Source organism: Phenylobacterium sp., from assembly GCF_036502675.1.
In the GTDB taxonomy this organism is placed as follows: domain Bacteria; phylum Pseudomonadota; class Alphaproteobacteria; order Caulobacterales; family Caulobacteraceae; genus Phenylobacterium.
Genome location: NZ_DASXYF010000079.1, coordinates 1 through 24,172, shown reverse-complemented (window position 1 = coordinate 24,172; position 24,172 = coordinate 1). Strand labels below are relative to the sequence as shown.

Genomic DNA, 24,172 nt, shown 5'->3' with positions numbered 1-24,172 from the left:
ATCAGTACGAGGCGGCAGAGGCGGTCCTACGGGCCGCCTTCTTTGCATTTGGAGCCGGTGCGCGCCCCGGCCGGTGGTGCTCCGTGGACGGAATTCCGTCAGGCGGAGCGCAGAAAAACCGGCGTTCGATTGCAGCTTGCCTCTGGGTTCCACGCATAATAATTCTCGAGACTGCACAGGTGCGGCCTGACGGGGCCGAGAGTCGGGAATGAGCGCGAGCATCTTCATCAGCTTTGCGGCGCCGGACCGCAAGGTCGCCAGCACCTTGTGCAAGGCGCTGGAGAGCCGTGGCTTCAGGTGCTGGTTCTCGAGCCGCGACATTCTCCCGGGGGAGAACTTCCAGGTCGCGATCGTGCGCGCGATCCGCAAGGCGAAGATCCTGCTGCTGGTGTTCACCGCCAATTCCAACGCCTCCGAGGAAATGACCAAGGAACTGGCGCTGGCCAGCCAGGAGCGGCTGATCGTCGTGCCGCTCCGGGTGGAGGACGTGGCGCCGAACGAGGCCTTCGCCTACGAATTCGCCACCCGCCAGTGGATCGACTTCTTTGCCGACTGGGAAGCGGCCATCGACCAGCTGAGCGAGCGCCTCGCGCAGGCCCTGCCCGGCCAGGCGCAGCCGGACCCGGTGCTGGCCGCCGCCAAGGCCGAGGCGCCGGAGCTCCGCGAACGCGCCGCGCCGTCGCCGGTCAAGGTCGAGGCGCTGGCGGCGATGGAGCCGCCCGCCCCGGTCGCGCCCCCTGCGCCGCCGCCCAAGGCCGCCGCGCCCCCGCCGCCGAAACCCAAGCCCGAGCCGCCGCCCGCCGCCGATGCGCCGGTGCTGGTGCGCGACACCATCGGCGCCGAGGCGCCGCTCGCGGCGGCGGACAGTTCCGACGCGCATCCGGCCGCGCCGAGAAAGCGGGCCGGAATGCTGGCGGTCGCCGCGGTGGTGCTGGTGGCGCTGATCGGCCTCGGCCTCGCCTCGCCGGCGCTGTTCGGCAGGAAGCCCCAGGCGAAGACCGGCCTGGCTACGGCGGCCGCCGCCTCGCCGCGACCGGTTGCCGCCGTGCAGCCGGCGGAGGCGGTTGCCCTCCAGCCCGAAGCGGCGGCCGAGACCGCGCCGGAGCCGGTCAAGGCCGCGCCGCGGCCGAAGCGCAAGGCCGCGCCCAAGCCCACGGTGGACGACGTTCCGTACTGAGCGCAACCCTAAGCGGCGTCGGCGCCCTTGCCTCAGCCGTCGCTCTGCGGCCAGCAGGCGCGGCGGGTCTCGCGGACGTTGCCGCGGTCGAATTCCTTGATCGGATCGGTGAGCTGGTCGTAGGGGACCAGCGAGGGGTGCAGGCGTCTGGCCTCGTCCTTGGCGGGCCGCTCCGTCCGGCGCCAGCCGTCCATGCGCCGTTGCGCGCTCCAGCGCTCGTGCTCCAGTTCGGAGAGCGCCTCCAGCTCGGCGCCGTCGGCGTAGAGCGCCCCTGTCTTCAGCACCGGCAGGCCGCGGACGCCGCGCCACAGGGCGGGGTCGATTCCCGCGCTGGCCAGCTTGGCCGGCACGTGGGCCACCACGTCGCGGTTGGCCTGGCGGAAGGTCTCGTCGAGGTCGTCCCAGGCGTAGGCCGAGCGGTTGGCGGGATCCTCGCGCACCTCCGGCGCCAGGGACCGACGGTAAGCCTCGTTGAAGGCGCGGGCGGCGGCGTCGGGCCGGGCGGAGAGGAACTCGCTGGCCTCGAGGATGGTGTCCAGGTCGCCGAACGGGATCAGGGCGTCCAGGCCGCGGGCGCCGCCGCTCCGGCCGGCGACGGTGGCGGAATCGCGCAGGCGCACGAAGATCGCCGGCTGGCCGATGTCGATGGCCCGCGTCAGCGACTGCAGCATGCCGGCCGCCGCCAGGGCTTCGGAGTCGCTGGCCAGGCAGACGTAGGCGGTGGTGATGGGGCCGGCCACGGCCACGGTCCGGGCCACCGCGATGGGGTCGGGGGAGATGGCGACGCTGCTGACCTGGCCTTCAATGAAGACGAACTCCGCCGAGGCGTCGGCCTCCGGGGCGCGGACCCGGAACACTCCCTCCAGCGCCTTGGCCTGGGGGTCGATGACGGTGATGCGCGGCGGCTGCAGATAGGTGGTGCGGCAGTTGACGATCAGGTCGCGGGCGATGGCGTGGCCGGTGTGGCCGAAGCCGACGATCAGGGCGTGGATACGGGCGTGACCCAGGTCGCGGGCGACGAGGAAAGGCGGGTGCTCCAGGTTCAGGGTCCGCGCCGAGATGGCGGCCCGGGACAGGACGCGGGTGTGGGCCTCGTTGAGGGTGGCCGCGGCGTCCTCGGCCAGGCGCACGTCGCGCATCATCAAGGTGATCAGCGCCCGCGGCGCGGCGGCGCGCGCCGCCCGCGCCAGCGCCATGGCCAGGGCGTCGTCGTCCAGGGACACCAGGATGTGGCTGGCGTCGACAGCGTGCTCCAGCACGGTGGTGGTGGGTTCCTCCGGCGGCCAGGGCAGGGCGATGGCGCGGGCCGTGGAGACGCTGAGCGCGGGTGCGCCCAGCCACAGGACGCTGAAGCCGGCGGCGCGGGCGGCCTCGAAGCCGGCGGTGGCCACGCCGTCGCCGCCGATGACCACCACCTCCTGGCGCAGGCGCCGCGCGACGCCCAGGGCGAGCTGCGACTGCAGGAGCGCGCCCAGCGCCACCAGGGCGGTGGAGAACACCACCACCAGGCCCGCCCAGCGCGCGGTGCGGAACCGCCAGTCGGCGGAGCCCGCGCCGCCGCCGTAGACGTCGTTGTAGGCGAACAGCGCCCCCGACCGGTAAAGCGAATCGGCGAAGTCCTGGCCGTGGTCGAGCCAGCCCCAGGTCCCCAGCGACACGGTGACCACCGCCAGCACCGGAATGACCCAGGCCATCCGCAACGAGAAGAGGCCCCGTCGCCTGCGCCGCTTCATCTCACGCCCCCTGCGGCCCCTCCGGGCCGGCCCGCTGCGGATGATAGGCCTATCGCCGGCCTGCGGGCCACGCTCAAGTGGTGTAGCCTGATCCCGGCCGCCGCCGCGCGGCCCGGCGGCGAGCCTCGCGGCCGGGGACATTTCAGGCCCGCGCGGGCAGGGAGAGGTGCGTGACATCCAGGCTGAAAGATCCTGCGCATCGATGGCCGCTCAGCATCGCCATCATGCTGGCGATGATCATGAACTCCCTGGACACCACCATCGCCAACGTCGCCCTGCCGCACCTGCAGGGCAGCATCTCGGCCTCGCAGGAGCAGATCTCCTGGGTGCTCACCTCCTATATCGTGGGCGGCGTGGTGGCGACGCCGCTCACCGGCTGGGCGGCCTCGCGGATCGGGCCCAAGCGGCTGTTCATCGTCGCCATCATCGGCTTCACCGTCGCCTCCATGCTCTGCGGCGCGTCCACGAACCTGTCGGAGATCGTGATCTTCCGCCTGGCGCAGGGAATGTTCGGGGCGGTGATGATGCCGCTGTCGCAGACCGTGATGCTGGACATCACCCCGGCGGCCGAGCGCGGCAAGTCGATGGGGCTGTGGAGCGCGGGCACCATGCTGGGACCGGTCATGGGGCCGGCGCTGGGCGGCTTCCTGACGGACCGGCTCACCTGGCGGTGGGTGTTCTACATCAACGTGCCCGTGGGGATCATGGCCATCCTCGGCATCCTGACGTTCATGGCCCGCGACGGCGACGAGCCGGCCAAGCGCTTCGACTTCCTGGGGTTCGGGGCGCTCGCCTTGGCCATCGGCGGCTTCCAGCTGATGCTCGACCGCGGCCCGTCGCTGGACTGGTTCGCCTCGCGCGAGGTGTGCATCGAGGGGCTGACCGCCCTGGTCGGCGCCTGGATCTTCGTGATCCACACCATGACGGCGCCGCATCCGTTCTTCGACCGGGCGCTGTTCCGCGACCGCAACTTCATGATGGCCGGCGTCCTGGCCTTCGTGGTGGGGATGCTGCTGTTCTCCACCCTGGCCCTGATGCCGCCGCTGATGCAGAACCTGCTGGGCTATCCGGTGCTGACCAGCGGCCTGGTGAACATGCCACGCGGGGTGGGATCGATGGTCTCCATGCTGGTGGTGGGCCAGCTCATCGGCCGGCTCGACAGCCGGCTGGTGATGATGGCCGGCTTCGGCCTCTGCGGCTTCTCGCTCTGGCAGATGACGCAGTTCGACCTCACCATGCCGGCCGAGCCGATCATGCTCGCAGGTCTGCTGCAGGGCCTGGGCATCGGCCTGATGTTCGTGCCGCTCAGCACGCTGGCGTTCGCGACGCTGGCCCCGCGGCTGCGGGCCGAGGGCGCGTCGGTGTTCAACCTGGTGCGCAGCATGGGCTCCGGCGCCGGCATCTCGATCATGAACGCCCTGATCGTCTCGAACACCCAGGTCTTGCACGCCGAGCTGGGCGGGCGCATCGATCCCTCGAATCCCGTCCTGGGCGCCGACGCCAGCGCGCGGATAGACCTGTCCACCGTCGCGGGCCTGGCCGCATTGAACGGCGAGATCAACCGGCAGGCGGCCATGGCGGCCTATCTGGACGACTTCCGCCTGATGTTCGTCGTGACCCTGGTCTGCATGCCGTTCCTGCTGCTCATGCGGATTCCGCGCGGCCAGTCGCTCTCCACCTCCTAGGGCCGGTCCGATGCCGTTCCCGCAAGATGCGCCTGTGGAAAAGGTATTGGACCGTGGCCGGGCCGCGCCACAGAAGCGAGGGGTGGATATCGGCGGGCAGTCGACGTGGCGCTCGCCTGACGCCCAAGTATAGATGGGCGCGGAGGCCGGCGTATGCAGGACGGATCGGGCGCTTCTACCGCGGACGGCGGCCCAGGGCCTGCCCCGGGCGACGAAATCATCTGGCGATCCGGCGGGCCGGCCGGCGGCGTGACCTCGTCGGCGCGGGAGGCGCTGTCGAGCCCGGAAGAGATCATCGAGGAAGCGCGGGCCGGCCGGATGTTCATCCTGGTCGACGACGAGGACCGGGAGAACGAGGGCGACCTGATCATCCCCGCCCAGATGGCGACGCCCGAGGCGATCAACTTCATGGCCCGCCACGCCCGCGGCCTGATCTGCCTGGCGCTCACCGAGGAGCGGGTCCGTGAGCTCGGCCTCGTCGCCATGAGCCAGCGCAACGAGGCGCCGCTGCAGACCGCCTTCACCGTGTCGATCGAGGCGCGCGAGGGAGTGACCACCGGCATCTCGGCGGCGGACCGGGCGCGCACGATCCAGGTGGCCATCGACCCGGCGTGCGGGGCCGCCGACATCGTCTCCCCCGGCCACATCTTCCCGCTGACGGCGCGCACCGGCGGGGTGCTGGTGCGCACCGGCCATACGGAGGCCTCCGTCGACATCGCCCGGCTGGCGGGCCTCAACCCCGCCGGGGTAATCTGCGAGATCATGAACGACGACGGCAGCATGGCCCGGCTGCCGGATCTGGTGCAGTTCTCGCAGCTGCACGGGATCAAGATCGGCGCCATCGCCGACCTGGTGGCCTACCGCTGCCGGCACGACACCCTGATCAGATGCGTCCGGGAATACCGGTTCGAAAGCGACTACGGCGGCGAGTGGCGCGCCAGGCTCTACGCCAACCACAGCGAGGGCACCGAGCACCTGGCGCTGGTCAAGGGGGAGATCTCCCCGGACAAGCCGGCCCTGGTGCGGGTGCACACCATGTCGTTCCTGGACGACGCCCTGGGCCGCACCGGGCCGCGGGCGCACCTGCTGCAGAACTGCATGCGAATCATCTCCGAGGCCGGCGGCGGGGCGATCATCCTGCTGCGCCACAGCCACGGCGCCTCGCTCAACGACTGGATCGGCGACCCGCCCTGGAACGCCGCGGCGCCGGGCGGGCGGCTGACGCGGGAGTACGGGGTCGGCGCCCAGATCCTGCGCGACCTGGGGGTGCGGGACATGACCCTGCTGTCCAACTCGGCCAAGCACCGGCTGGCGGGGCTTGAGGGCTATGGCCTGAGGATCTGCGAGGAAAGGCCGATCGGGGACTAGCGGCGGCTCGAAATCCGCACCGGACCGGCCTATGCAGGGCCAGGATCGGAAGGAGGACGCCTGCGTGACCTACGAGACCCTGCAGTACGAGGTCGAGGACGGCCTGCTGACCCTGCGCCTCAACCGGCCGGAGCAGATGAACGCCTTCACGGTGACCATGGCCCACGAGCTGGAGGCGGCCTACGCCCGCGCCAGCGCCGACGACGCCGTGCGCGCCATCGTGGTCACCGGCGCGGGCAAGGCGTTCTGCGCCGGCATGGACCTGTCGACCGGCGGCAACGTCTTCGGCCTGGACGAGAGCCAGCGGCCGACGCCGGCGGACCTGGCCGACCGCTTCGACGACCCGGCGATCCAGCAGGGGGTGCGCGACACCGGCGGGCGGGTGGCGCTGGCCATGGTGAACTGCCTGAAGCCGATCGTGGGCGCGATCAACGGGGCGGCGGTGGGCATCGGCGCCACCATGACCCTGCCGATGGACTTCCGCTTCGCCTCGGAGAAGGCGCGGTTCGGCTTCGTGTTCGGGCGGCTGGGCATCACGCCGGAGGCCTGCTCCTCCTGGTTCCTGCCGCGGATCGTAGGCCTCGAGCAGGCGCTGGAGTGGACCTACCGGGCCGACATCTTCGACGCCAGGGAGGCGCATGCGAAGGGGCTGGTGCGGGCGGTGACCTCGCCGGAAACCCTGCTGGACGAGGCCAGCGCCTTCGCACGGTCCCTGATCACCGAGCGTTCGCCGGTGAGCGTGGCGCTGATCCGCCAGATGATGCTGCGCCACCTGAGCGCCACGCCGCTGGAGGCGCACCGGGCCGAGTCGCTGGCGATGTTCTACACCAGCGTCGGCGACGGCAAGGAAGGCGTGAAGGCCTTCCTGGAGAAGCGGCCCCCGCAGTTCGCCGCCCACGCGTCGGACATGCCGCCGGTGTTCCCGGAAGGGTAGGAGGCTTTCAGGGCGCTCTACGAGGGTGTGCGGGGAGCCGGGCGCAGGCCGGCGGTCCCGTGGAGCGCGGCGATCCGGGATCGTTGGCGGGAGCCGTGGGGGAAGACCGAGGCCGGCGCGGATGCGGGCGATGCAGGCTTCCACGGGGTCTTGTGCGAAGTCCTCGTAGAGGGCCTCCTCGTCGAGCCGCTCCTCCCGTTCGTCCAGCAGGCGCTCGGCCTCGTCGCTTTCGGTCTCGGCGCAGACCTGGCGGGTTCCGGCCGCGCGGGCGGCCAGGACGCGGTGCTTCCTGACCGCATCAGGCGCACCTCGAGGGCCAGGCTCAGGCGCACCGAGCGGGAGACCGGTGGAAGGCGAGCGCCAATCCCTCGGCCGCCTCGGTGGTCTCCGCAGCCTGCGCCCGCGCAGCGAGCCCACGGGCCAGCGCAAGCCCGAGCTCGGCGAGCTCCGCCAGTACGCGGCTGTGCCGCTCCGCCATTTCCGCCGTCAATGCCATGAACAAAAAGAGAACAAGAAGCCGGCCGATTGTCAAGGTTTTTCGGCGGCGGCCGGGCGCGCATCGGGCCGTCGGGAGACCGGGCCGTATTCCGCCCCAGCGGCCTCCGCGTTGACCGGGGCGTCCGAAAAAGGCATGCCTCCTCCGGCATTCGCCTCCTCGCAACCTGTCCAGGCGCCGAACCCCCGACCGCCGATGAAGCTGACCGTCACCGACCGCGAAGGCGCGGTCCACGAACTTCCGGCGCAGGCGGACGACGTGCTGATGGTGCTGATCCGCGACCGGGTCGACAACGCCGTGGGCGTCTGCGGCGGCGTCATCTCCTGCGGCACCTGCCTGGTGCAGTTCGAGCCGGAGGAGGCCGCGCGGCTGCAGCCTGCGTTCCCGGACGAACTGGAGATGCTGGAGGCGCTGGACGCCCGCCCCGGCGAGCGGCTGGGCTGCCAGGTCCGCATGGTCCCCGCCCTCGACGGCCTGGCCTTGACCGTCGCCCCTGAGGCGTGAGGACCCGCGCCTCCTACAGCTTGAAGACCCGGGCGGCGTTCTCGCGCAGGAATTTCGGCCAGACCTCTTCCTTGAACGGCACGGTCTCCAGTTCGCTGAAGATGCGGTCCAGCGAGAGGCCGGCCGGGAAGTATCCGGCGTACATGATCTTGTCCGCGCCGCGCTTGTTGGCGTAGTCGATGATCGCCTTCGGGTAGTGCTTCGGCGCAAAGGCGCTCGTGCAGTAGTAGAGGTTGGGGTACTTCAGCATCAGCTTGACGGCGAGCTCTTCCCAGGGCTCCGCGCCGTGGCGCATGACGAATTTCAGCTCCGGGAAGAACCAGCAGACCTCGTCCACCAACTCCACGTGCTGGCAGCGCATCGGGATGCGCGGGCCGGGGACGCCGACGTTGACGATGACCGGGATGTCGAGGTCGATCGCCGTGGCGTAGATCGGGTACATCTCCTTCTCGTTGATCGCCACCTGCGGCATGGACGCGGCCGGGAAGTAGGTCAGGGCCTTGATGTCGTGGTCCTGCTTCGCCTGGCGGATGCGGCGCACCTCCTCCATGCCCTTGTTGGGGTCGACGGCCGAGTGGCGGACGAAGCGGCCGGGGTGCCTCTCCGCGGTTTCGGGATGGCGCAGGGCGTCGGCCAGCGGGATCATCGCCAGGCCGATGTTGTGCTTGTCCATCTCGCCCACGATGGCGTCGACGAACCCGGCTGGATCGGCCCCGACCGAGGGGATGTCCTTGAACATGTACTGCGCCGGCATGTGGAAGCCCTTCAGGCTCTCCTCGTCCCGCTGCAGGGCGGCGAACGTGGCGTAGCCCGCCGCGTTGTGCTCGTCGGTGGGGATATTGATCATCAGATCAATGACCTGGATGTTCTTCGGAACCGGCATGCTTGCTCCCCTGCCTCGTCGATGGCCCCGGCTTGCCGCAGCCGCGGCCGCGTTGCTGCAGGGGCCCGCAGACCTGCAACGGACTTATCCGCTTGTTGGCGGGACAGCAAGTTAGTACCAAGTCGTCGGGTCCGGCGAGACGTCGCCGGCAGTCATGCGGAGGGATTCATGAGCCAGGCGCCAACCGCCAGAGAGCGGGGTTACGATCTGCCGCTGCCGTTCGGCTGGTTCGCCGTGGCGATGTCGGACGAGGTGGCGGCGGGGCAGGTCAGGACCCTGAAGTACTTCGGCGCCGAGCTGGTGCTGTGGCGCGGCGAGGACGGCGGCCTGAATGCGCTCGACCCCTACTGCCGGCACCTGGGCGCCCACCTGGGCTACGGCGGCCAGGTGGTCGGCAACGACCTGCGCTGCCCCTTCCACCACTGGCGCTACGACGGCGCCGGCGGCGTGACCGACATCCCCTACGCCAGGGTGGTCCCGCCCAGGCTGAAGACGTCCTGCGTGCCCGCCTGGCCGGTGCAGGAGAGCCTGGGCGTCGTCTACGTCTGGCGCCATCCCCACAAAGCCGAGCCGATGTGGGAGCTGGCCACCATTCCGGAGCTGTCCGAGGAGAACTGGGTCAGGACCGAGCAGCACGAATGGATCGTCAAGATCCACATCCAGGAGATTACCGAGAACGGCATGGACTACGCCCACTTCCGGGCGGTGCACGGCACCAAGTCGCCGCCGACGCCGGAGTACCATATGGAGGGCTACAGCCGCAGGAGCTCGGTCGCCACCAAGATGGAGACCCCGCGCGGCCTGGTGGACGGCCGGATCGAGGTGCGCGCCATCGGTCCCGGCCAGTCGTTCACCCGCTTCTACGGCATCAGCGACGTCGTCCTGTCGCAGCAGCAGACCGCCATCGACTCCGCGACCGTTCACATCCGGCAGCAATTCTACCACCCTCAGGACATCAGCGAGGGCAGGATGCGGGTCACCAAGGCCCAGATCCGCAACCTGGTCTTCCAGATCGAGCAGGACATCCCGATCTGGGAGCACAAACGCTTCGAGCCCAGCCCCATGCTGGTGGAGGGCGACGGCCCGATCCTGTCGTACCGCCAGCAGTACGCCCGCTATTACGCCGATTTGCCGAAGGCGCCGGCGGAGGCCTGATCCGACAGGCCGGAGCTTTTTCGGGTAAGGTGGGCGCCGACCTCAAGGCTCCGAATCGCAGGGTTGGAGCGCGGCTGGAGCCGGCTACCACGCCTTTGCAGGAGGAAACCCGATGTACGTCAACGTCCCGCGCGCCGGCGCCGTAACCCTGGAGGACGCCGACAACTTTCGCGCCTTCGAGGTCCGCGTGGCCGGCGAACAGCAGTCCGGCTCCGCGCTGGCCGCGCGCCTGGGCGCCGCCGCCGCCCGGGTCGACGACGGCCACGCCTGGGTGAACGACGCCTGGCTGCGGGCGCAGGGCGCGCCGCGCGGCGAAGCCTGGCTGGCGGACTTCGGCAAGATGATCGGCTTCGCCCGCAAGCAGGGCTGGGTCGACGAGTCGACGCAGGCCGTGCGCGCCCACGTCGAGTGGAACGGCGGGGCACGATGATTTCAGGCGAATCGCCCGCTCAAAACCCGCTCGCCCCGGCCCCCGGGGTCCGGCCTGTGGCCGGCACGAGGATAAACTCCGAGGGCGTGACGGAGGGGCGAGCCGACGCACTGCGCCAAGTCTACGCCCCCTCCACCACCGGCTCTTCGGCCGGCGGTCCCCCTCCCCGTCCTCTTCGGGAGGGGGGAGGAAAAAGGCGCCGTCGCCCTTACTAATTAGCGCCCATGGGCCTTCGCCGGGGTGAGCGGAGGCGGATCAACCAATTTCAACCCGCTCTATTTCAAAGACTTGCGGAGCATGTCTGGTCCGAAGAGACCAAACATGCTGCAGAGCAATCGCGCTCCAGGCGCCTACCGGGGCTCGTCCAGGTAGCTCTTGATGGTTTCGCCGCCCCATTCGGAGCCGCCGATCGCGCGCCGCAGCCGGCGGCTCATCAGCCAGCCGTCGCCGTCGCGGGCGAAGTCCCAGTGGTTGTAGCCTGCGGTGTAGGGCCTGACGCCGTCCGCCTGTTTCACGAACACCACCGAATAGCCCTCGGCCCAGGCGGTGTCGCCCTCGATCTTGATGAACAGGTTGCCCACCGTGTGCAGGCTGCGGTTCTCGATCTCCGACTTGTGGGCGCCGGCGGGCGAGGTGATCATCTGGCGGATCTGCGCCTTGCCGGCGAGTTTGGTGTCGTCGGCCAGGTCGTAGAGCCCGTCGTCCGTCCAGACCGCGACGTACTCCTCCGAGCGGCCCAGGTCGGCGTTGTAGCCGTAGCGGGCCAGGCATTGGCGGACCTTCTCCTGGTCCTCCAGAAGCTTCAGCCGCGTCTCCAGCGCAGCCACTCTCGATTCCAGGCTCATGGGCGTCCTCCGCGAAAGTCCCGATAGCTGTAGATCTGTCCGGTCATGGCGTCCGCGTCCTGCAGCGCCAGGTGCACCGCCGCCGGCGCCACCTGGGCCGGGGTGGCGAAGCCGCTCCAGTCGCGGTCCGCGCCCTGCAGCACCACGGCGCGCTCGGTCTTCACGCCGCCGGGGTCGAACAGGTTCACCGCCACCTTGTGCGGCGCAAGCTCATGGGCCGCGCCGCGGACGAAGCGCTCCAGCGCCGCCTTGGAGGCGCCGGTCAGCACGCTGACCACCCCCACCTCGCGCGCGCCCGACCCGGTGAGGTGGATGATGCGGCCGGAGCGCCGCGCGATCATCGAGGGCGCCACCGCGCGGGTCAGGTAGAAGGCGCCGGTGACGTTGACGGCGAAGCCGCGCGCCCAGGCCGCGTCCGTCAGCTCCAGCAGCCGCTCGTAGGCGATGTAGACGGCGCTGTTGACCAGCACGTCGATCCGTCCGCGGCGGGCCAGGGTCGCCTCGACCAGGGCGGCAACGTCGGCGCTGTCGGCGATGTCGCAGCAGGCCGCCTCGGCGTCGCCGCCGGCGGCGCGGATCTCCTCGATGGTGGCGGGCAGGGAGCCGGGAAACTCGCGGCCGCCCTCGCGCCGCGCCACCGCGGTGACGTGGGCGCCCTCCGCCGCCAGGGCCAGCGCGATGGCCTTGCCGATCCCGCGGCTCGCGCCGACCACCACGGCGCTCTGGCCGGCCAGCCGGTTCACGCCGCGGCCTGCGAGGGCTTCACCGGCTGCCCCCGCTCACCCGGATCTCCGCCCCGGTGACCCAGGCCGCCTCGTCGGAGGCCAGGTAGACGGCGGCGGCGGCGATGTCGTCGGGCCGGCCCAGCCGGCCCATCGGATTGCCGCGCTCCATGGCCTTGCGGCCCTCCGGCGTGGACAGCCGCCTGGAGAGGTTGTGGGTTTCCACCGCGCCCGGGACGATCTCGTTGACCCGGATGTTGTAGGCCGCCAGCTCCTTGCCCCAGGCGACGCCGAAGGCGTGCAGGGCCGCCTTGGCCGCCGCATAGGCATGGACGTCCGGCGCCGGCGAATAGGCCGAGACCGAGGTGACGTTGATGATCACCCCGCCGCCCTGGTCCCGCATCACCCGCGCCGCCGCCTGGGCTGAGACGAAGGGCGAGAAGGCGTTGAGCCTGAAGAGGCTCTCCACGGTCGACAGCGGCGTATCGAACAGCGTGGCCGTGCCGTGCTCCACATACATGCCCGCCCCGCCGGCGTTGTTGACCAGCACGTCGAGGCGGCCGAACTCGGCCACCGCCGCCGCGACCGGCCTGGCCGCCTGCTCGGGGTCCAGCAGGTCGGCCGGCGCCACCAGGGCCCGGCGGCCCGCGGCCCGCACCTCGGCCGCGACGTCCTCCAGCCGCGCCCGGTCGCGGCCGGTCACCACCAGGTCGGCGCCGTGCTCGGCGTAGCGGATGGCGATCGCCCGGCCCATGCCGCTGCTGGCGCCGGTGACCACCGCGATCTTGCCGGCCAGGGAGAACTGCATCTTTCGGCTTTCATTCTCGTCCGCCAATTCCACGCCGCCGGCGGGCGCATGGCAACCGGTCAGTTCATCGGTCCCGATACCGTTTATCTATCGCCGCGGGCGCAGAAGGCATTGGACCCCGCCGTCAGGCCCGCACGATCACCTCCTCGCCGAACCACTGGGCGGACTCCAGATAGGCCGCCCGGCTCGGGTGCGGCAGGCCCGCGGAGATCCAGTTCACCCCCGCCTCGGCGAGGACGCCGACGGCCTGCAGGTAGCGGTCGGCTTCGGCGCGGGTGGCCTCCCGGACCTGCGCCTGGGCCGCGATGACGATGTCGAAGGGCCCGGTCCTGCCCAGCTCCGCCCGGAGGTCCCGCAGGACGGCGATCTTCTCCCTGAGATGGGCGACGTCCTGGATCGCGGACGCCCGGTTGTTGGCGCTGAGCGTCGGCGCGGTGAAGAACGGCGACCAGCCGTCGCCCCACCTGGCGGCGCGTTCCACCGCCTTGTCGCTGCCGCCGCCGATCCAGACCGCGGGTTGCGGCCTGGGCGCCGGACGGGGCTCGTTGCCCGCCGCATCGAAGTTGCGGCCCGTCTTGACCACCGCCCCGCCGTTCCACGCGAGCTTGATGGTCTCAAGCGCCTCGTCCATCAGGACGCCGCGTCTGGTGAAGTCGACGCCTAGCGCCGCGAACTCGGCCTGCTGATAGCCGGCCCCCACGCCCAGGATCAGCCGGCCTCCCGAGAAGACCTGCAGGGTCGCGGCCGCCTTCGCGGTGATGAACGGGTTGCGGTAGGGCAGGACCAGGATGTTGGTGTGCAGCCGCAGCCTGGTGGTCGCCGCCGCCGCGAAGGCCAGCGCGGTGAAAGGGTCCGGCGCGTCGTGGCCGTTGGCGTGCAGCCACGTGGCCGACGGCGCCGGGTGGTCGGTGACGAAACAGGCCGCGGCGCCCGCCGTCTCCAGGGCCTGCGCCATCTCTCGGACCGCGTCCGGGGACTGGAATTCTCCAGGGGGCGCGATGACGCCCAGCGGGATGTCGAGGGTGAATTTCACGGTCGTTTCCAATCGGGGGCGGGGGGTGGGAACGGGTGGACTGCTGCGGATCGAAGGCCGGCCGGCGATTTTGACGCCGGCCGCAGCGCTCTCGTCAAATCGGACCGGGCGGTGTGCAGGGCCGCCACGATGCGCCGGCCGGGGCGTCGCGTTGCGTGCGTCGTCTGTGGATTCCGAATTCCCGGCCGGTGCGCCCGGCGCTAGATTGCCGGTCCAGATCAAAAAGGGAGAGCGGGCATGAAGGTGCTGGGGATCAACCGCGCGGAAATCGTGGTCAAGGACTCCGACGCGGCGGTGGCGACGTTCCAGCGCCTGTTCAACGGCGCCCACTTCACCCCGGACCACAACGTCAGCGGCCGCCCGATCGTCTGCCGGCACGACTGGGAGCATGGGCTGGAGCTGGTCTGCCCGCAGGACGAGACCGACAGCATGGGCCGCCTGCTCAAGGCGCAGGGCGAGGGCGCGTTGCTGACCGTGGTCTACGAGGTGGAAAGCCTCGACGACGCCAAGGACTACCTGGTCAGGAACGGCTTCGAGATCCAGTACGAGGGCAACTACAACCACCATCCCGACGTGGAGGTGTACCGCCAGATCGTCGTGCGGCCCTCCGGCACCCACGGCTTGCTGGTCACCTTCATGGAGCGCCGGCTGAAGGGCGCCTGAGCCCTGCGGCGCCGGGCCCGGATGCGGTCCGCCGGCGCCGTTGCGTCGACGCCCCGGGGGTGAGATGAACCCCACGGCTGCAAGAGCAGGCCGGCATGGGAGACGCGTGATGGGGGCGAGCAGGGCGGGGGTGACTCCCGCCGGACTTGCGCTGGGCGACCTGCGGCGCCGGCTGGTCTTCGTGGTGGTGCTGACGAGCGGTGTCGTGGCCAGCCTGATCTACATGACGCTGTCGCCGATCCTGCCGCAGATGGCGGCGCACTTCGGCGGCGCCGACGGCGAGCTCGCCGCCCAGCTCGGCATGACCATGCCCAGCCTGGGCATCATGGTGGCGGGCGCGCTCAGCGGTTGGATGGTGGCCCGCGTGGGCCTGCGGCCGCTGCTGCTGGCGGCCTTCGCCGGCGTCGGCGTGTTCGGCTCGGCCGGCGGCCTGTTCGGCGACATCTGGGCCTTCTCGGTCACGCGCCTGCTGCTGGGCTTCTCCGGCGGCTTCCTGACCACGGCCTGCATAGCCCTGATGGCCGAGCTCTACGACGAGACCGGCCGCTCGAAGATGATCGGCTACTGGAAGGCCACCGTGGGCCTCTCCGTCATGCCCGTGGTGCTGGGGTCCGGCGCGCTGGCCGAAGCCTTCGGCTGGCGGATGGCCTTCGCGATGTTCGCAGGCCTGGCGGCGCCGGTCGTCCTGCTCGGGCTGCTCGTCGTCCCCGGTTTCCGGGCGACCGCGGTCGCGGAGACCGGCCAGGGCGGCGAGCACGGCGGGGTGCGGCGCATCTGGCCGATCTTCGTGATGATCTTCGTGCTGCACATCATGATGATGATGGGCGGCACCCAGCTGCCGCTGGTGTTCTCGCAGCTGGGCCTGACCTCCACCAAGACCCTCGCCCTGCTGATCAGCGTGACCGCGCCGCTGTCCGGCGTCGCTTCGCTGTGCTCCGGTCACCTGCAGGCGCGGTTCGGCGAGCGCACGGTGCTCTGCGGCGGCGTCGCGCTCACGGGCCTGGGCGCCGTGGTCATCGGCCTGGCGCCCAGCATCGGGCTGGCGACGGCGGGCAACGCTCTGTTCACGCTGGGGTGCGGCGCCTTCCTGCCGCTCTACATGACCATGCCGATCAACCGGGTTTCGGCGGCGTCGCGCAGTGCGGCCATCGGCCTGGTGCAGTTCTCGATGTATCTGGGCGCCTTCGTCAATCCGCTGGTGCTGGCGCCGCTGCGCAAGGGTCTCGGGCCGGACGGCATGTACCTGCTGATCGGGTCGCTGGCGATCGCCGGGGCCGCCGCCGGCGGCCTGCGCCTCGTCCTGCTAAGCCGCCCGCGGACGGCGCCCGCGGGCGCCTGAGGCCGTCCGCCGGGCGCAGACGCCGGATCAGCGGGCCTTGGCCAGGGCCTCGGCGATGGAGCCGCCCCGGGCGGTCATGACGTCGACCTGGTCGCCGGCGCCGTCATCGACCCGGATGCGGGTCAGCGCCCGGCTCTTGATCAGCCACTCGCCGCCGACCTTCTCGTAGGTCTGGCGGTAGTGGCCGTAGCCGTGGCGCCATTTCTTCACGCCGTCCTCCTCCCACCAAAGCATGTCCTCCATCGGCCAGATGCTCCGGGCGGTGGTGGGAGAGGTGATGTCGATCTCCGGCTCGTGGATCTGGTGGGCGGTGGTCTTCTTGATCTCGCCGTCGAGGATCGCCTTCAGCGAATCGGCGATCGCCCGCGCCCCGGTGATCGGCTTGTCGGCCCAGCCCTGCGACTGGAAGGTGTAGGAGACGGCGTCCGGCGTGTGGCAGGCGGCGTAGCCGGGCCAGTCCTTCTCGTCCATGCAGCGGACCCGCCGGGCCTTGAGCCGGCGGATGGCCGCGATGGCCTTGAGCTTCTCCAGGCCGTCCATGGGTCGCCTCGTCAGGTCAGATCGGCGGGAACTTCGTCGGCTGGTTCGCCGGGTAGGGGAAGCCCTCGGGATAGTTGTTCGTATCGGAGCCCGCGGGCGTCTGCATGCGCACCTGGTTGCTCCTGATCTTCCAGGTGTCGCCCCGCCGCAGCAGATGATAGCGCGCCACCGCCAGCGAGTTGATGCTGGCGTCGTTCAGCCAGGCGGTGACGAAATTGTAGCAGCGGACGATCATCTCGTCGTCCGTGTCGCCATACTCCAGGATCGGGTTGACCAGCTTGTGCCGGCAGCCGCCCGAGAGCGACCAGACCGGCACCTGCTTCAACGCCTCGCGGCCGCGGATCGGCTCGGGGGTGACCCCGGCGAACACGCCGTCCTCGGTCCACAGGTCGGTCCAGGCGTCGGACTCCCCCTCGTCGACGAAGAAGCAGTACCGCGCCAGCACGTCCGAAACCTCGGCCCGGTCCTCCAGCGTCACCTTCCCGCCCATGCGCGACTCCTTCTCTGTGACCGCGGCCGGCCGCGGTCCGGTCAGAATGTGTAGTCCAGCGAGACGCCGTAGGTGCGCTGCGGGCCGTAGCCCACCACGTCGGCGACGTTCTGAATGAAGGTGGAGGAGATATAGTCCTTGTCGGTCAGGTTCTTCACCCAGGCCTCGACACGGAAGTTGCTGCCCCGCGGCTTGAATGAGACCCGGGCGTTGGCCAGGCCGTAAGGGCCTTGGTGCACCCGCTGGTCGCTGTCGAAGTAGACGGTGTCCGTATAGAACAGCGACAGGTTGGCGCCGAACGTGCCGGGCCCGACGTCCTTCGTGTAGTCGGTCACCAGGCTGAAGGTGTAGTCCGGCGCCCGGGGCAGGACGTTGCCGCTGGCGTCGACCACCACGCTCACGTTGCCCTGCAACCCGCCGCTCGGCAGCGGCGGCGCCGGGCGCAGGACGACCGCGTTGGGGAACTGCTCGTAGCGCGCATGCAGCAGGGAGACGCCGGCGCTGAAGGTCAGGTCGTTCGTGGCTCGCCACACGCCGTCGGCGTCCAGGCCGTAGATCTTCGCGGTGGCGGCGTTCTGGGTCTCGGAGAGGCCGGTGATGGTCTGCACCTGCACCTGCAGGTTGGTGTAATCGTAGTAGTAGCCGGCCACGTTGAAGCTGAGGTTCGGCAGGGGCGCGGATTTCAGGCCCACCTCGTAGGCGGTGATCTTTTCCGGCTGGTAGATCAGGCCCGGCCAGGCGGCCGGCGGCGAAAGGAAGGCGGTGCTCTGGACGCCGCCGCTCTTGAAGCCCTTGCTGAAGGTGAAATAGACGTTGGTGTCGTCGGTCAGGCGATACTTGACCGAGGCGCGCGGCGTCCAGGCATGGAAGTCGATCGCCGGTCCGATCATGTAGGGCGCGGTGAGCGAGGGCTGCACGCCGAAGCCCACCTTGCCCTTGTTGGCCCGACGCTCCCAGCTGTAGCGGACGCCGCCGATCACCGTCAGCCGGTCGGTGATGTCGTAGTTTGCTTCCGCGAAGCCCGCGTAGGCGAGCTGCGGGTTTACGGATGTGGCGATGAAGTCCGTGGCGGGATCGATCGAGGTCTGCACCCGGTTCGCGGCGAATTTGTTGTCGTCGTAATAGTAGTAGGCGCCGACCACGTAGCTGAACGGCCCGATCTTGTTCGAGGCGAACGACAGCTCCTGAGAGTACATGATCTCGGGCTGCGGATAGGAGTAGGCCACGTGGACCAGCGAGGAGTTGGAACGGTCCGCGTCGTAGGCCAGGTGAGCCCAGACCTTGCTGTAGCCGCTGATCGTCGTGAGCTTGCCGAATCCGAGATCGAACTCGCCGCGGATGGTCGCCGTAGTCTGCTTGAGGTGCAGGAAGGAGTCGGTGTCGAACGAGATGGTGTGCGGCTTGGTGGCGATGATCGCCGCGGGGTCCAGGCTGGCGGCGGTGTTGCGCAGCGGCGCAATTCCCGTCGCCGTGTCGCTGTCGAAACGATCCTGATAGGAGGCGATGAAGGTCAGCTTCGCCCAGTCGGTGGGCTGGAACAGCAGCTTGCCGCGGACCGCCTTGGAGTTCAGGCCCTTGGTGCGCAGCTTGCGGGCGATGTCGTAGTCATAGCCGTCGTGCTTCTCGTAATAGCCCGACAGGCTGCCGGCCAGCACGTCGCCGACCAGCGGGCCGCTGACGTAGCCCTTGGCCGTGACGTGGTTCAGGTTGCCGTAGCCCACCGAGAGGTTGCCGGTCGGCGTGAACGACGGCGCCTTGGTGAAGATCGAGATCGCCCCGCCGGTGGCGTTGCGGCCGAACAGCGTGCCCTGCGGGCCCTTGGCCACTTCGATGCGGTCGATGTCGGCGAAGTCGAAGTGGTTGGCGATCTGGTTGGGCTGCACCACCCCGTCGAGGTAGATCGCCACCGGCGCGTCCGTGCTTGGCCCCACCACCCCGCTGGAGATGCCGCGGATCGCCGGCTGCACATAGTTCGATGTCTGGTCGATCTTCACGCCGGGGACCAGGAATGAGAGCTCCTTCACATTGGTCACCCCGGCCTTGGCGAGTTGGTCGCCGGTCTGCGACACGACGGAGATCGGCACGTCCCGCAGGCGCTCGGAGCGCCGCTGCGTGGTCACCACCACCTCGCTGATGGTGTTGCCTTCCGCCGGCTGCGCCTGCGCCTGGGCCCAGGCCGGGGCGGCGACGGCGGACGCGGAAAAGCAAGCTCCGGACAGCATGGCGGCGATGCGGCGCATGTCTCGATCTCCCTCTGACCGACCCTCTTGGTGGAGCCTGGGTGTTTCTGCCGGCATCTAAGACTTGGGTCGTAAGCGTCGCAAGCGAATTCCCGGTTGCGACCGAGCGGTCCGGTGCAACTCAGGAGGGAGCCGAGGGCGGCTCGGGGTCCTTGCCGGCGGCCGGCCTGTACGCCGCCAGAAACGCCGCGACGGTCGCCGCCACGAACCGCTTCAGCTGCGCGGTGGAGGGGGGTTTGGAGACGCCGAGCAGGCAGCGCAGGTGCAGGTCGCCGCGGATCATGCCGATGAAATGTTCCGCCGCGATGGCGGGGCTCGCCACATGCAGCTCGCCGCGGCGATGCGCGCGGGCCAGGTAACTTTCGACCATGTCGGCGGTGGCCTTCGGCCCCACGAGGTAGAACAGCTTGCCGGGCTTGGGGAACCGCTGGCTTTCCGAGACCATCAGCCGGAAGATGTCGAGCCCGCGCGGCGCGATCAGCGCCTGCAGGAACTCCATGCCGAACTGGTTGAGGAAGGTCTCGACGCCGTCCGATTCACGGCACAGCCGGCCGACGTTGGTCAGGAACTCGCGGCTGAAGGCCTCGAAGGCCGCCTTGAACAGGATCTCCTTGGTGGGAAAATACCGGTAGAGGGTCGACTTCGAGACGCCGGCGGCGGCCTGGATCATGTCCGTCGTCGCGCCGTTGAAGCCGTGCGCCATGAAGATGGTCTGGGCGGCGGCCAGGATCCGGTCCAGACGGGCCTTGCTGAGCCGGACCTCGCCGGGGTCGCTGTCCTGTAGATCCGTCAAAAATGACCTCCGCAGCCGCCGGACGGTCGCCGCCGGCGTCAGCGCCTTCGCCGCGGCGCAGCCGTTCCGGGCTGCGGGCCGGCGACGCAACCTGAGGAAATTCCTCCCGGCCCGTTTAACGGCTGCGCCGCGCGCCGGCAAATCCGCAAGGCGGCGGCGGGGGAAAGCGGCGTCGCCGGAAAAGGCCCGTCAGTCAGCCTGACGGCAGACATCTCCCCGGGAGGGGGAGCATCTTGCGATATCAGGATCAGGCCGCGGCCTATGCGATCGCCCGGCGGAAGCGGGGAGCCAGGCGGCTTTCGTTCCCGCTTCCGCCGCAGCCTTCGGCCCGCCGGGCGCCTGAACTATTCGGATTTCATCAGCGGGGTGATGCCCTCGAACAGCCTCATGCTGACGTTCCTGTCCATGGCTTCGGAGATCGGCATCTCGGGCGTGTTGGCCCGCTTGGTCAGCTCGGCCAGCACCCCGGCCGGATCGGAGGTCTCCATCTGGTAGAGCGCCATGTACTTGTGCGGGCCGTCGAAGCCTTCGCCGATCTTGAACCGCTGGGCGGCCATGACCCCCGGGAGGCGCAGCACGTCGGACAGATGCTGATTGCTGTACCAGTCGTTGTATTCGTCCGCCCGGCCCTCGACGGGGTTGGTCATGACGACGAGCGTGTAGGCGGTCATTCGAATTCCTCCGGTTCTGCGGACGAGCGCCCTGGCGGCGCCGCATGTGGCTGCAGCGAGGATAAGGTCTGGCGCCGGCCGCCGTCCAGACCGCAGGCGCCGAACCGCCGTTCGGCCCGGTATTGACCGTGTCCGTCCCAGGCCCGAACAATAGGACCGGATTTTTCTTCATACTCGACAAAAACAATGGGCTTTTGGGGCGGCGATGGCGCAGGCGTGGGACGAATCCTATGACGCCGTGATCGTGGGCTCGGGCGCCGCGGGGCTCACCGCGGCCGTGACCGCGGCCGCGGCGGGGCTGAAGCCGCTGGTGATCGAAAAGGCCCAGGCCTGGGGCGGCACCTCGGCCCTGTCGGGCGGCGGGATCTGGATCCCGGCCAACCGGCTGATGCAGGCGGCCGGCGGGGGCGACAGCGTGGACGCGGCCATGACCTACCTGGACCAGGTGGTCGCCGAGGCCGGCCCCGCCTCGTCGCGCGAGCGGCGGCTGGCCCTGCTGAACGCCGGGCCGGAGATGATCGGCTTCCTGCTGGACAACGGCGTGGGGCTGGAACAGGAGCCGACCCAGCCGGACTACCACGCCGAACAGCCCGGCGGACGCAAGGGCCGGCTGATGGAGCCGGTGTTCACCAACGGCAAGCGCCTGGGCCCGTGGCTCGGGACCCTGCGCCCGGCGCCGCGCCCCTATGCGGTCAAGACCGGCGAGAGCTCCCGGGTCGGCCGCGGCTTCACCAGCCTGACTTCGACCCTGACCCTGCTCAAGGTGGTGCTGCGCCATCGCCTGGCCCAGCTCGCCGGCTGGACGCCGCTGACCGGCGGCAGGGCCCTGGCGGCCCAGCTGATGATGGCCATGCAGCGGGCGGGCGCCCCGGTGCGCCTGGGCGTCGCCCTGCGCCGGGTGGTCGTGGAGGACGGCCGCGCCGTCGGGGTCGAGGTGGAGGAGGGCGGCCGGTTGCGCCGCATCGAGGCCCGCGCCGGGGTGATGCTCTGCGCCGGCGGCTTCGCCCACGACTCCGCGCTGCGCATGGCCCACCAGGGGGTCGACGGCCGCTACACCTCCGCCAGTCCCGACGACACCGGCGACGTGGTCAAGCTCGCCGATGGCCTCGGGGCGGAAACCGCCCTGATGGACGAAGCCTGGTGGGGCCCCTGCGTGCTCTATCCGGGCGACAAGCCGGGGTTCTTTCTCTGGGAGCGGTCGATGCCGGGCTCGCTGATCGTCGACGGCGGGGGCCGGCGCTTCACCAACGAGTCGCAATCCTACAACGTCTTCGGCCAGGAGATGCTGCGGCTGGGGATCAAGGACGCCTGGCTGATCCTCGACGCCCGGCACCGCCGCCGCTACCTGTTCGGCGCCATGCGGCCGGGCCGGACGCCGCAGGCGATGTTCGATTCCGGCTTCTTCGTGCGCGGCGACACTCTCGGGGAACTGGCGCGGAAGTGCGGCGTCGACCCCGCGGGCCTGGCCGCCACCGTCGAGCGCTTCAACGGTTTCGCACGCACCGGGGTCGACGAGGACTTCGGCCGCGGGTCCACGCCCTACGATAACTACTGGGGCGATCCCGCCCACCGCCCCAGCCCCAATCTCGGGACCATCGAGCAGGGGCCGTTCCTGGCCACCCGGGTCCACCTCGGCGACCTGGGCACCAAGGGCGGGCTGCTCACCGACGAGGACGGCCGGGTGCTGCGGCCGGGCGGCGAGGCGATCGAGGGGCTTTACGCCGCCGGTAATTCGACGGCCTCGGTGATGGGACGCGGCTACCCGGGGCCCGGAGTCACCCTGGCCCCGGCCATGACCTTCGCCTTCCTGGCCGCCCGCCACGCCGCGCGCCGCGCCTCCAACCTCGTCCGGGCGTCATCTCACCCAATTCGCGCCGGCATAACGAAACCGACCGGTACAGTTTATTGACAGCTCCTCGCCCTCGTGATGAGACGCAGGGCGACGTAACCGCGTGCGGCCCGGCTCCGGACGACGACAAGCCGGGCAGGACGGCCAGGACAGGACCAGGGAGAGGAAACCGATGCGGCTCGGCATCTGCTACAACATTGACTACCACCCCGATATCCACGGCAGCCCGGCCGAGTATTACGAGACCATCCTGCAGCAGGTCGAGCTGCTGGAGGACCTGGGCTACGACACGGTCTGGTTCAGCGAGCACCACTGCGCCGGCTACTCGTTCGGCAACCCCTGCGTCATCGCCGCGGCGGCGGCCCAGCGGACCAAGCGGATCCGCATCGGCACCGGCGTGTCGCTGCTGCCGCTGCACCACCCCATCGTGCTGGCCGAGCAGTACGGCATGCTGGATGTGCTCAGCGGCGGCCGGCTGGAGTACGGCGTCGGCCGCGGCTTCCTGATGCAGGAGTACGACTGGCTGAAGGTGCCGATCGAGGAGAGCCACAGCCGCTACCGCGAGGCCGCCGAGTTCATCGTCAAGGCCTGGACCGAGCCCGGCCCGATCTCCTTCCACGGCCAGCACTTCGATGTCGACAACTACCAGTATTTCCCGCAGCCGGTGCAGCGGCCGCACCCGCCGATCTACGCCTCGGCGTCGGGCACCCTCGAAAGCTTCACCTGGGCCGCCTCCAAGGGGTTCAACCTGGGCACCGCCCTGTTCGGGCCCAACCGTGACGGCATCGCCCCGAAGATCGCCCTCTACCGCGACACCCTGGCCGAGCACGGCTTCGACCCCGCCTCGCGCGAGGTCTGCGCCATCACCCAGATGTACTGCGCGCCCACCAAGGCCGAGGCGCTGCGCGACGGCGGCCAGTTCGCCACCAACTACTACCGTTTCTTTGCCGGGCTGAGCGGCCGGGCGCGGGTCACCAACGTGCCCGATTTCTTCAAGGAGATCCGCGGCGAAGACCTCGACCGCGGGGACCAGGTGCTGCTGGGCGACCCCGCCGACCTGATCCCGCGCATCAACAACATGGCCGAGACACTGGGCGTCGATCTCCTCCTGATGGAGGTTGCGCAGGGAGGCGCGCCGAACGACAAGGTTTTCAAGGCCCTGGAGCTGTTCGGCCGCGAGGTGCTGCCCCACGTGCAGGGCAAGACCCGCGCAAGGCCGGCGGCGGGGCTGGCGACCTCCGGCTGGGCGGCGCCGCGAGAAAGGGAGACGCACTGATGAAGCTTGGAATGTTCGGCCAGGCGTTCCACCCGCCGGGCAAGTCGCCCTACGACTGCCAGGAGTGGGACCTGCAGGTCATCCGCTGGATGGACGAGTTCGGCTATGACGAGGCCTGGTTCGGCGAGCACCACGCCCTGCCGTGGGAGCCCAACCCCGCGCCCGACATCCTGATCGCCCAGGCGCTGCGCGAGACCAAGCGCATCCGGCTGGGGCCCGGCGGCATCTGCCTGCCCTACCACAACCCCGCGGTGGTCGCCAACCGCATGGCCTGGCTGGACCACGTCAGCCAGGGCCGGCTGAACTTCGGGGTGGCGGCGGGCTCGGTGCCGGCCGACTGGAAGCTGCTGGGCATCAACGGGGCGGACACCCGGGACATGACCCGGGAGTCCTTGGAGATCATCCAGAAGATCTGGTTCGGCGAGCGGCCGTTCGTCTACAAGGGCAAGTACTGGACGATCGAGGTCGAAGAGCCGCGGATGCCGCTGTTCAACGCCCACATCCTGCCGCTGCAGAAGGGCGGCCCGCCCATCGGGGT

At 70.0% G+C, this 24,172-nt stretch carries 24 protein-coding genes; 12 read left to right on the top strand and 12 right to left on the bottom strand.

What is annotated here, in order from left to right:
* Positions 1 to 208: 208 nt before the first annotated feature.
* On the top strand, positions 209 to 1,177 hold the full coding sequence (locus tag VGL30_RS09530; RefSeq protein WP_331539265.1) for a toll/interleukin-1 receptor domain-containing protein: 969 nt from the start codon (positions 209 to 211) through the stop codon (positions 1,175 to 1,177).
* A 32-nt stretch (positions 1,178 to 1,209) separates the two neighbouring features.
* Here the strand turns inward: VGL30_RS09530 and VGL30_RS09525 are convergent, their stop codons facing one another.
* A complete protein-coding gene (locus VGL30_RS09525; protein WP_331539263.1) occupies positions 1,210 to 2,871 on the bottom strand; it encodes a RyR domain-containing protein in 1,662 nt (553 codons plus the stop codon).
* Between the two features lie 209 nt (positions 2,872 to 3,080).
* Between VGL30_RS09525 and VGL30_RS09520 the strand changes: the two genes are divergently transcribed.
* The 3 genes from VGL30_RS09520 (at position 3,081) to VGL30_RS09510 (ending at position 6,897) form a co-directional block, all read left to right on the top strand.
* Positions 3,081 to 4,595 carry a DHA2 family efflux MFS transporter permease subunit gene (locus tag VGL30_RS09520; RefSeq protein WP_331539261.1) on the top strand — a complete coding sequence of 505 codons (1,515 nt, stop codon included), beginning with the start codon at positions 3,081 to 3,083 and terminating at the stop codon, positions 4,593 to 4,595.
* Between the two features lie 153 nt (positions 4,596 to 4,748).
* Entirely contained in the window at positions 4,749 to 5,963 is a 1,215-nt protein-coding gene (ribB, locus tag VGL30_RS09515) for a 3,4-dihydroxy-2-butanone-4-phosphate synthase (protein ID WP_331539259.1), read from the top strand.
* Positions 5,964 to 6,027: 64 nt separating this feature from the next.
* Entirely contained in the window at positions 6,028 to 6,897 is an 870-nt protein-coding gene (locus VGL30_RS09510) for a crotonase/enoyl-CoA hydratase family protein (protein WP_331539257.1), read from the top strand.
* A 322-nt stretch (positions 6,898 to 7,219) separates the two neighbouring features.
* Here VGL30_RS09510 and VGL30_RS09505 read toward each other — a convergent pair whose 3' ends face one another.
* Positions 7,220 to 7,393: a hypothetical protein gene (locus VGL30_RS09505; protein WP_331539255.1), complete on the bottom strand. Its 174-nt coding sequence runs from the start codon at positions 7,391 to 7,393 to the stop codon at positions 7,220 to 7,222.
* A gap of 195 nt (positions 7,394 to 7,588) precedes the next feature.
* Between VGL30_RS09505 and VGL30_RS09500 the strand changes: the two genes are divergently transcribed.
* Positions 7,589 to 7,897 (top strand): ferredoxin, encoded by a 309-nt coding sequence (locus VGL30_RS09500; protein WP_331539253.1) that lies wholly within the window; start codon positions 7,589 to 7,591, stop codon positions 7,895 to 7,897.
* A 13-nt stretch (positions 7,898 to 7,910) separates the two neighbouring features.
* Here VGL30_RS09500 and VGL30_RS09495 read toward each other — a convergent pair whose 3' ends face one another.
* Positions 7,911 to 8,780: an amidohydrolase family protein gene (locus VGL30_RS09495; protein WP_331539251.1), complete on the bottom strand. Its 870-nt coding sequence runs from the start codon at positions 8,778 to 8,780 to the stop codon at positions 7,911 to 7,913.
* A 168-nt stretch (positions 8,781 to 8,948) separates the two neighbouring features.
* Between VGL30_RS09495 and VGL30_RS09490 the strand changes: the two genes are divergently transcribed.
* Positions 8,949 to 9,935: a Rieske 2Fe-2S domain-containing protein gene (locus VGL30_RS09490; protein WP_331539249.1), complete on the top strand. Its 987-nt coding sequence runs from the start codon at positions 8,949 to 8,951 to the stop codon at positions 9,933 to 9,935.
* A gap of 112 nt (positions 9,936 to 10,047) precedes the next feature.
* Entirely contained in the window at positions 10,048 to 10,365 is a 318-nt protein-coding gene (locus VGL30_RS09485; RefSeq protein WP_331539247.1) for a hypothetical protein, read from the top strand.
* A 350-nt stretch (positions 10,366 to 10,715) separates the two neighbouring features.
* Here the strand turns inward: VGL30_RS09485 and VGL30_RS09480 are convergent, their stop codons facing one another.
* The 4 genes from VGL30_RS09480 to VGL30_RS09465 all read right to left on the bottom strand — a co-directional run bounded on the left by VGL30_RS09480 (position 10,716) and on the right by VGL30_RS09465 (position 13,773).
* Positions 10,716 to 11,210, bottom strand: coding sequence for a nuclear transport factor 2 family protein (locus tag VGL30_RS09480; protein ID WP_331539245.1), 495 nt, complete (start codon positions 11,208 to 11,210; stop codon positions 10,716 to 10,718).
* Positions 11,207 to 11,953, bottom strand: coding sequence for an SDR family oxidoreductase (locus VGL30_RS09475; RefSeq protein ID WP_331539243.1), 747 nt, complete (start codon positions 11,951 to 11,953; stop codon positions 11,207 to 11,209). Before VGL30_RS09475 ends, VGL30_RS09480 begins: the two co-directional genes overlap by 4 nt.
* Positions 11,954 to 11,972: 19 nt before the next feature.
* Complete coding sequence (locus tag VGL30_RS09470) at positions 11,973 to 12,740, bottom strand: glucose 1-dehydrogenase (protein ID WP_331539241.1); 768 nt, start codon at positions 12,738 to 12,740, stop codon at positions 11,973 to 11,975.
* A gap of 124 nt (positions 12,741 to 12,864) precedes the next feature.
* A complete protein-coding gene (locus VGL30_RS09465) occupies positions 12,865 to 13,773 on the bottom strand; it encodes a TIGR03619 family F420-dependent LLM class oxidoreductase (protein WP_331539239.1) in 909 nt (302 codons plus the stop codon).
* Positions 13,774 to 14,010: 237 nt separating this feature from the next.
* On the opposite strand from VGL30_RS09465, the gene VGL30_RS09460 reads away from it, so the two are divergent.
* Entirely contained in the window at positions 14,011 to 14,436 is a 426-nt protein-coding gene (locus tag VGL30_RS09460; RefSeq protein ID WP_331539237.1) for a hypothetical protein, read from the top strand.
* A 109-nt stretch (positions 14,437 to 14,545) separates the two neighbouring features.
* Positions 14,546 to 15,775, top strand: a complete 1,230-nt coding sequence (locus VGL30_RS09455; RefSeq protein ID WP_331539235.1) for an MFS transporter — start codon at positions 14,546 to 14,548, stop codon at positions 15,773 to 15,775.
* 27 nt (positions 15,776 to 15,802) lie between these two features.
* Here VGL30_RS09455 and VGL30_RS09450 read toward each other — a convergent pair whose 3' ends face one another.
* From VGL30_RS09450 to VGL30_RS09430, 5 genes are all read right to left on the bottom strand, one after another.
* A complete protein-coding gene (locus tag VGL30_RS09450; protein WP_331539233.1) occupies positions 15,803 to 16,315 on the bottom strand; it encodes a nuclear transport factor 2 family protein in 513 nt (170 codons plus the stop codon).
* A gap of 16 nt (positions 16,316 to 16,331) precedes the next feature.
* Positions 16,332 to 16,805: a nuclear transport factor 2 family protein gene (locus VGL30_RS09445; protein ID WP_331539231.1), complete on the bottom strand. Its 474-nt coding sequence runs from the start codon at positions 16,803 to 16,805 to the stop codon at positions 16,332 to 16,334.
* Positions 16,806 to 16,846: 41 nt separating this feature from the next.
* Complete coding sequence (locus VGL30_RS09440; RefSeq protein ID WP_331539229.1) at positions 16,847 to 19,045, bottom strand: TonB-dependent receptor; 2,199 nt, start codon at positions 19,043 to 19,045, stop codon at positions 16,847 to 16,849.
* Between the two features lie 121 nt (positions 19,046 to 19,166).
* Positions 19,167 to 19,838, bottom strand: a complete 672-nt coding sequence (locus VGL30_RS09435; RefSeq protein WP_331539227.1) for a TetR/AcrR family transcriptional regulator — start codon at positions 19,836 to 19,838, stop codon at positions 19,167 to 19,169.
* Positions 19,839 to 20,182: 344 nt separating this feature from the next.
* A complete protein-coding gene (locus VGL30_RS09430; protein WP_331539225.1) occupies positions 20,183 to 20,509 on the bottom strand; it encodes a hypothetical protein in 327 nt (108 codons plus the stop codon).
* Positions 20,510 to 20,714: 205 nt separating this feature from the next.
* On the opposite strand from VGL30_RS09430, the gene VGL30_RS09425 reads away from it, so the two are divergent.
* From VGL30_RS09425 to VGL30_RS09415, 3 genes are all read left to right on the top strand, one after another.
* Complete coding sequence (locus VGL30_RS09425; RefSeq protein ID WP_331539223.1) at positions 20,715 to 22,418, top strand: FAD-dependent oxidoreductase; 1,704 nt, start codon at positions 20,715 to 20,717, stop codon at positions 22,416 to 22,418.
* 112 nt (positions 22,419 to 22,530) lie between these two features.
* Complete coding sequence (locus VGL30_RS09420; protein WP_331539221.1) at positions 22,531 to 23,634, top strand: LLM class flavin-dependent oxidoreductase; 1,104 nt, start codon at positions 22,531 to 22,533, stop codon at positions 23,632 to 23,634.
* A partial coding sequence (locus VGL30_RS09415; RefSeq protein WP_331539219.1) for an LLM class flavin-dependent oxidoreductase occupies positions 23,634 to 24,172 on the top strand: 539 nt, incomplete at its 3' end. The genes VGL30_RS09420 and VGL30_RS09415, both read left to right, overlap by 1 nt.

Excerpts from the sequence above, each read along its gene's own strand:
- VGL30_RS09450 (WP_331539233.1), bottom strand. The coding sequence starts at position 16,315 with ATGGACGGCCTGGAGAAGCTCAAGGCCATCGCGGCCATCCGCCGGCTC.
- VGL30_RS09485 (WP_331539247.1), top strand. The coding sequence starts at position 10,048 with ATGTACGTCAACGTCCCGCGCGCCGGCGCCGTAACCCTGGAGGACGCC.
- VGL30_RS09445 (WP_331539231.1), bottom strand. The coding sequence starts at position 16,805 with ATGGGCGGGAAGGTGACGCTGGAGGACCGGGCCGAGGTTTCGGACGTG.
- VGL30_RS09425 (WP_331539223.1), top strand. The coding sequence starts at position 20,715 with ATGGCGCAGGCGTGGGACGAATCCTATGACGCCGTGATCGTGGGCTCG.
- VGL30_RS09490 (WP_331539249.1), top strand. The coding sequence starts at position 8,949 with ATGAGCCAGGCGCCAACCGCCAGAGAGCGGGGTTACGATCTGCCGCTG.
- VGL30_RS09495 (WP_331539251.1), bottom strand. The coding sequence starts at position 8,780 with ATGCCGGTTCCGAAGAACATCCAGGTCATTGATCTGATGATCAATATC.
- VGL30_RS09500 (WP_331539253.1), top strand. The coding sequence starts at position 7,589 with ATGAAGCTGACCGTCACCGACCGCGAAGGCGCGGTCCACGAACTTCCG.
- VGL30_RS09455 (WP_331539235.1), top strand. The coding sequence starts at position 14,546 with ATGGGGGCGAGCAGGGCGGGGGTGACTCCCGCCGGACTTGCGCTGGGC.
- VGL30_RS09530 (WP_331539265.1), top strand. The coding sequence starts at position 209 with ATGAGCGCGAGCATCTTCATCAGCTTTGCGGCGCCGGACCGCAAGGTC.
- VGL30_RS09525 (WP_331539263.1), bottom strand. The coding sequence starts at position 2,871 with ATGGCCTGGGTCATTCCGGTGCTGGCGGTGGTCACCGTGTCGCTGGGG.
- VGL30_RS09480 (WP_331539245.1), bottom strand. The coding sequence starts at position 11,210 with ATGAGCCTGGAATCGAGAGTGGCTGCGCTGGAGACGCGGCTGAAGCTT.
- VGL30_RS09505 (WP_331539255.1), bottom strand. The coding sequence starts at position 7,393 with ATGGCATTGACGGCGGAAATGGCGGAGCGGCACAGCCGCGTACTGGCG.
- VGL30_RS09460 (WP_331539237.1), top strand. The coding sequence starts at position 14,011 with ATGAAGGTGCTGGGGATCAACCGCGCGGAAATCGTGGTCAAGGACTCC.
- VGL30_RS09470 (WP_331539241.1), bottom strand. The coding sequence starts at position 12,740 with ATGCAGTTCTCCCTGGCCGGCAAGATCGCGGTGGTCACCGGCGCCAGC.
- VGL30_RS09440 (WP_331539229.1), bottom strand. The coding sequence starts at position 19,045 with ATGCGCCGCATCGCCGCCATGCTGTCCGGAGCTTGCTTTTCCGCGTCC.
- VGL30_RS09430 (WP_331539225.1), bottom strand. The coding sequence starts at position 20,509 with ATGACCGCCTACACGCTCGTCGTCATGACCAACCCCGTCGAGGGCCGG.
- ribB (WP_331539259.1), top strand. The coding sequence starts at position 4,749 with ATGCAGGACGGATCGGGCGCTTCTACCGCGGACGGCGGCCCAGGGCCT.
- VGL30_RS09420 (WP_331539221.1), top strand. The coding sequence starts at position 22,531 with ATGCGGCTCGGCATCTGCTACAACATTGACTACCACCCCGATATCCAC.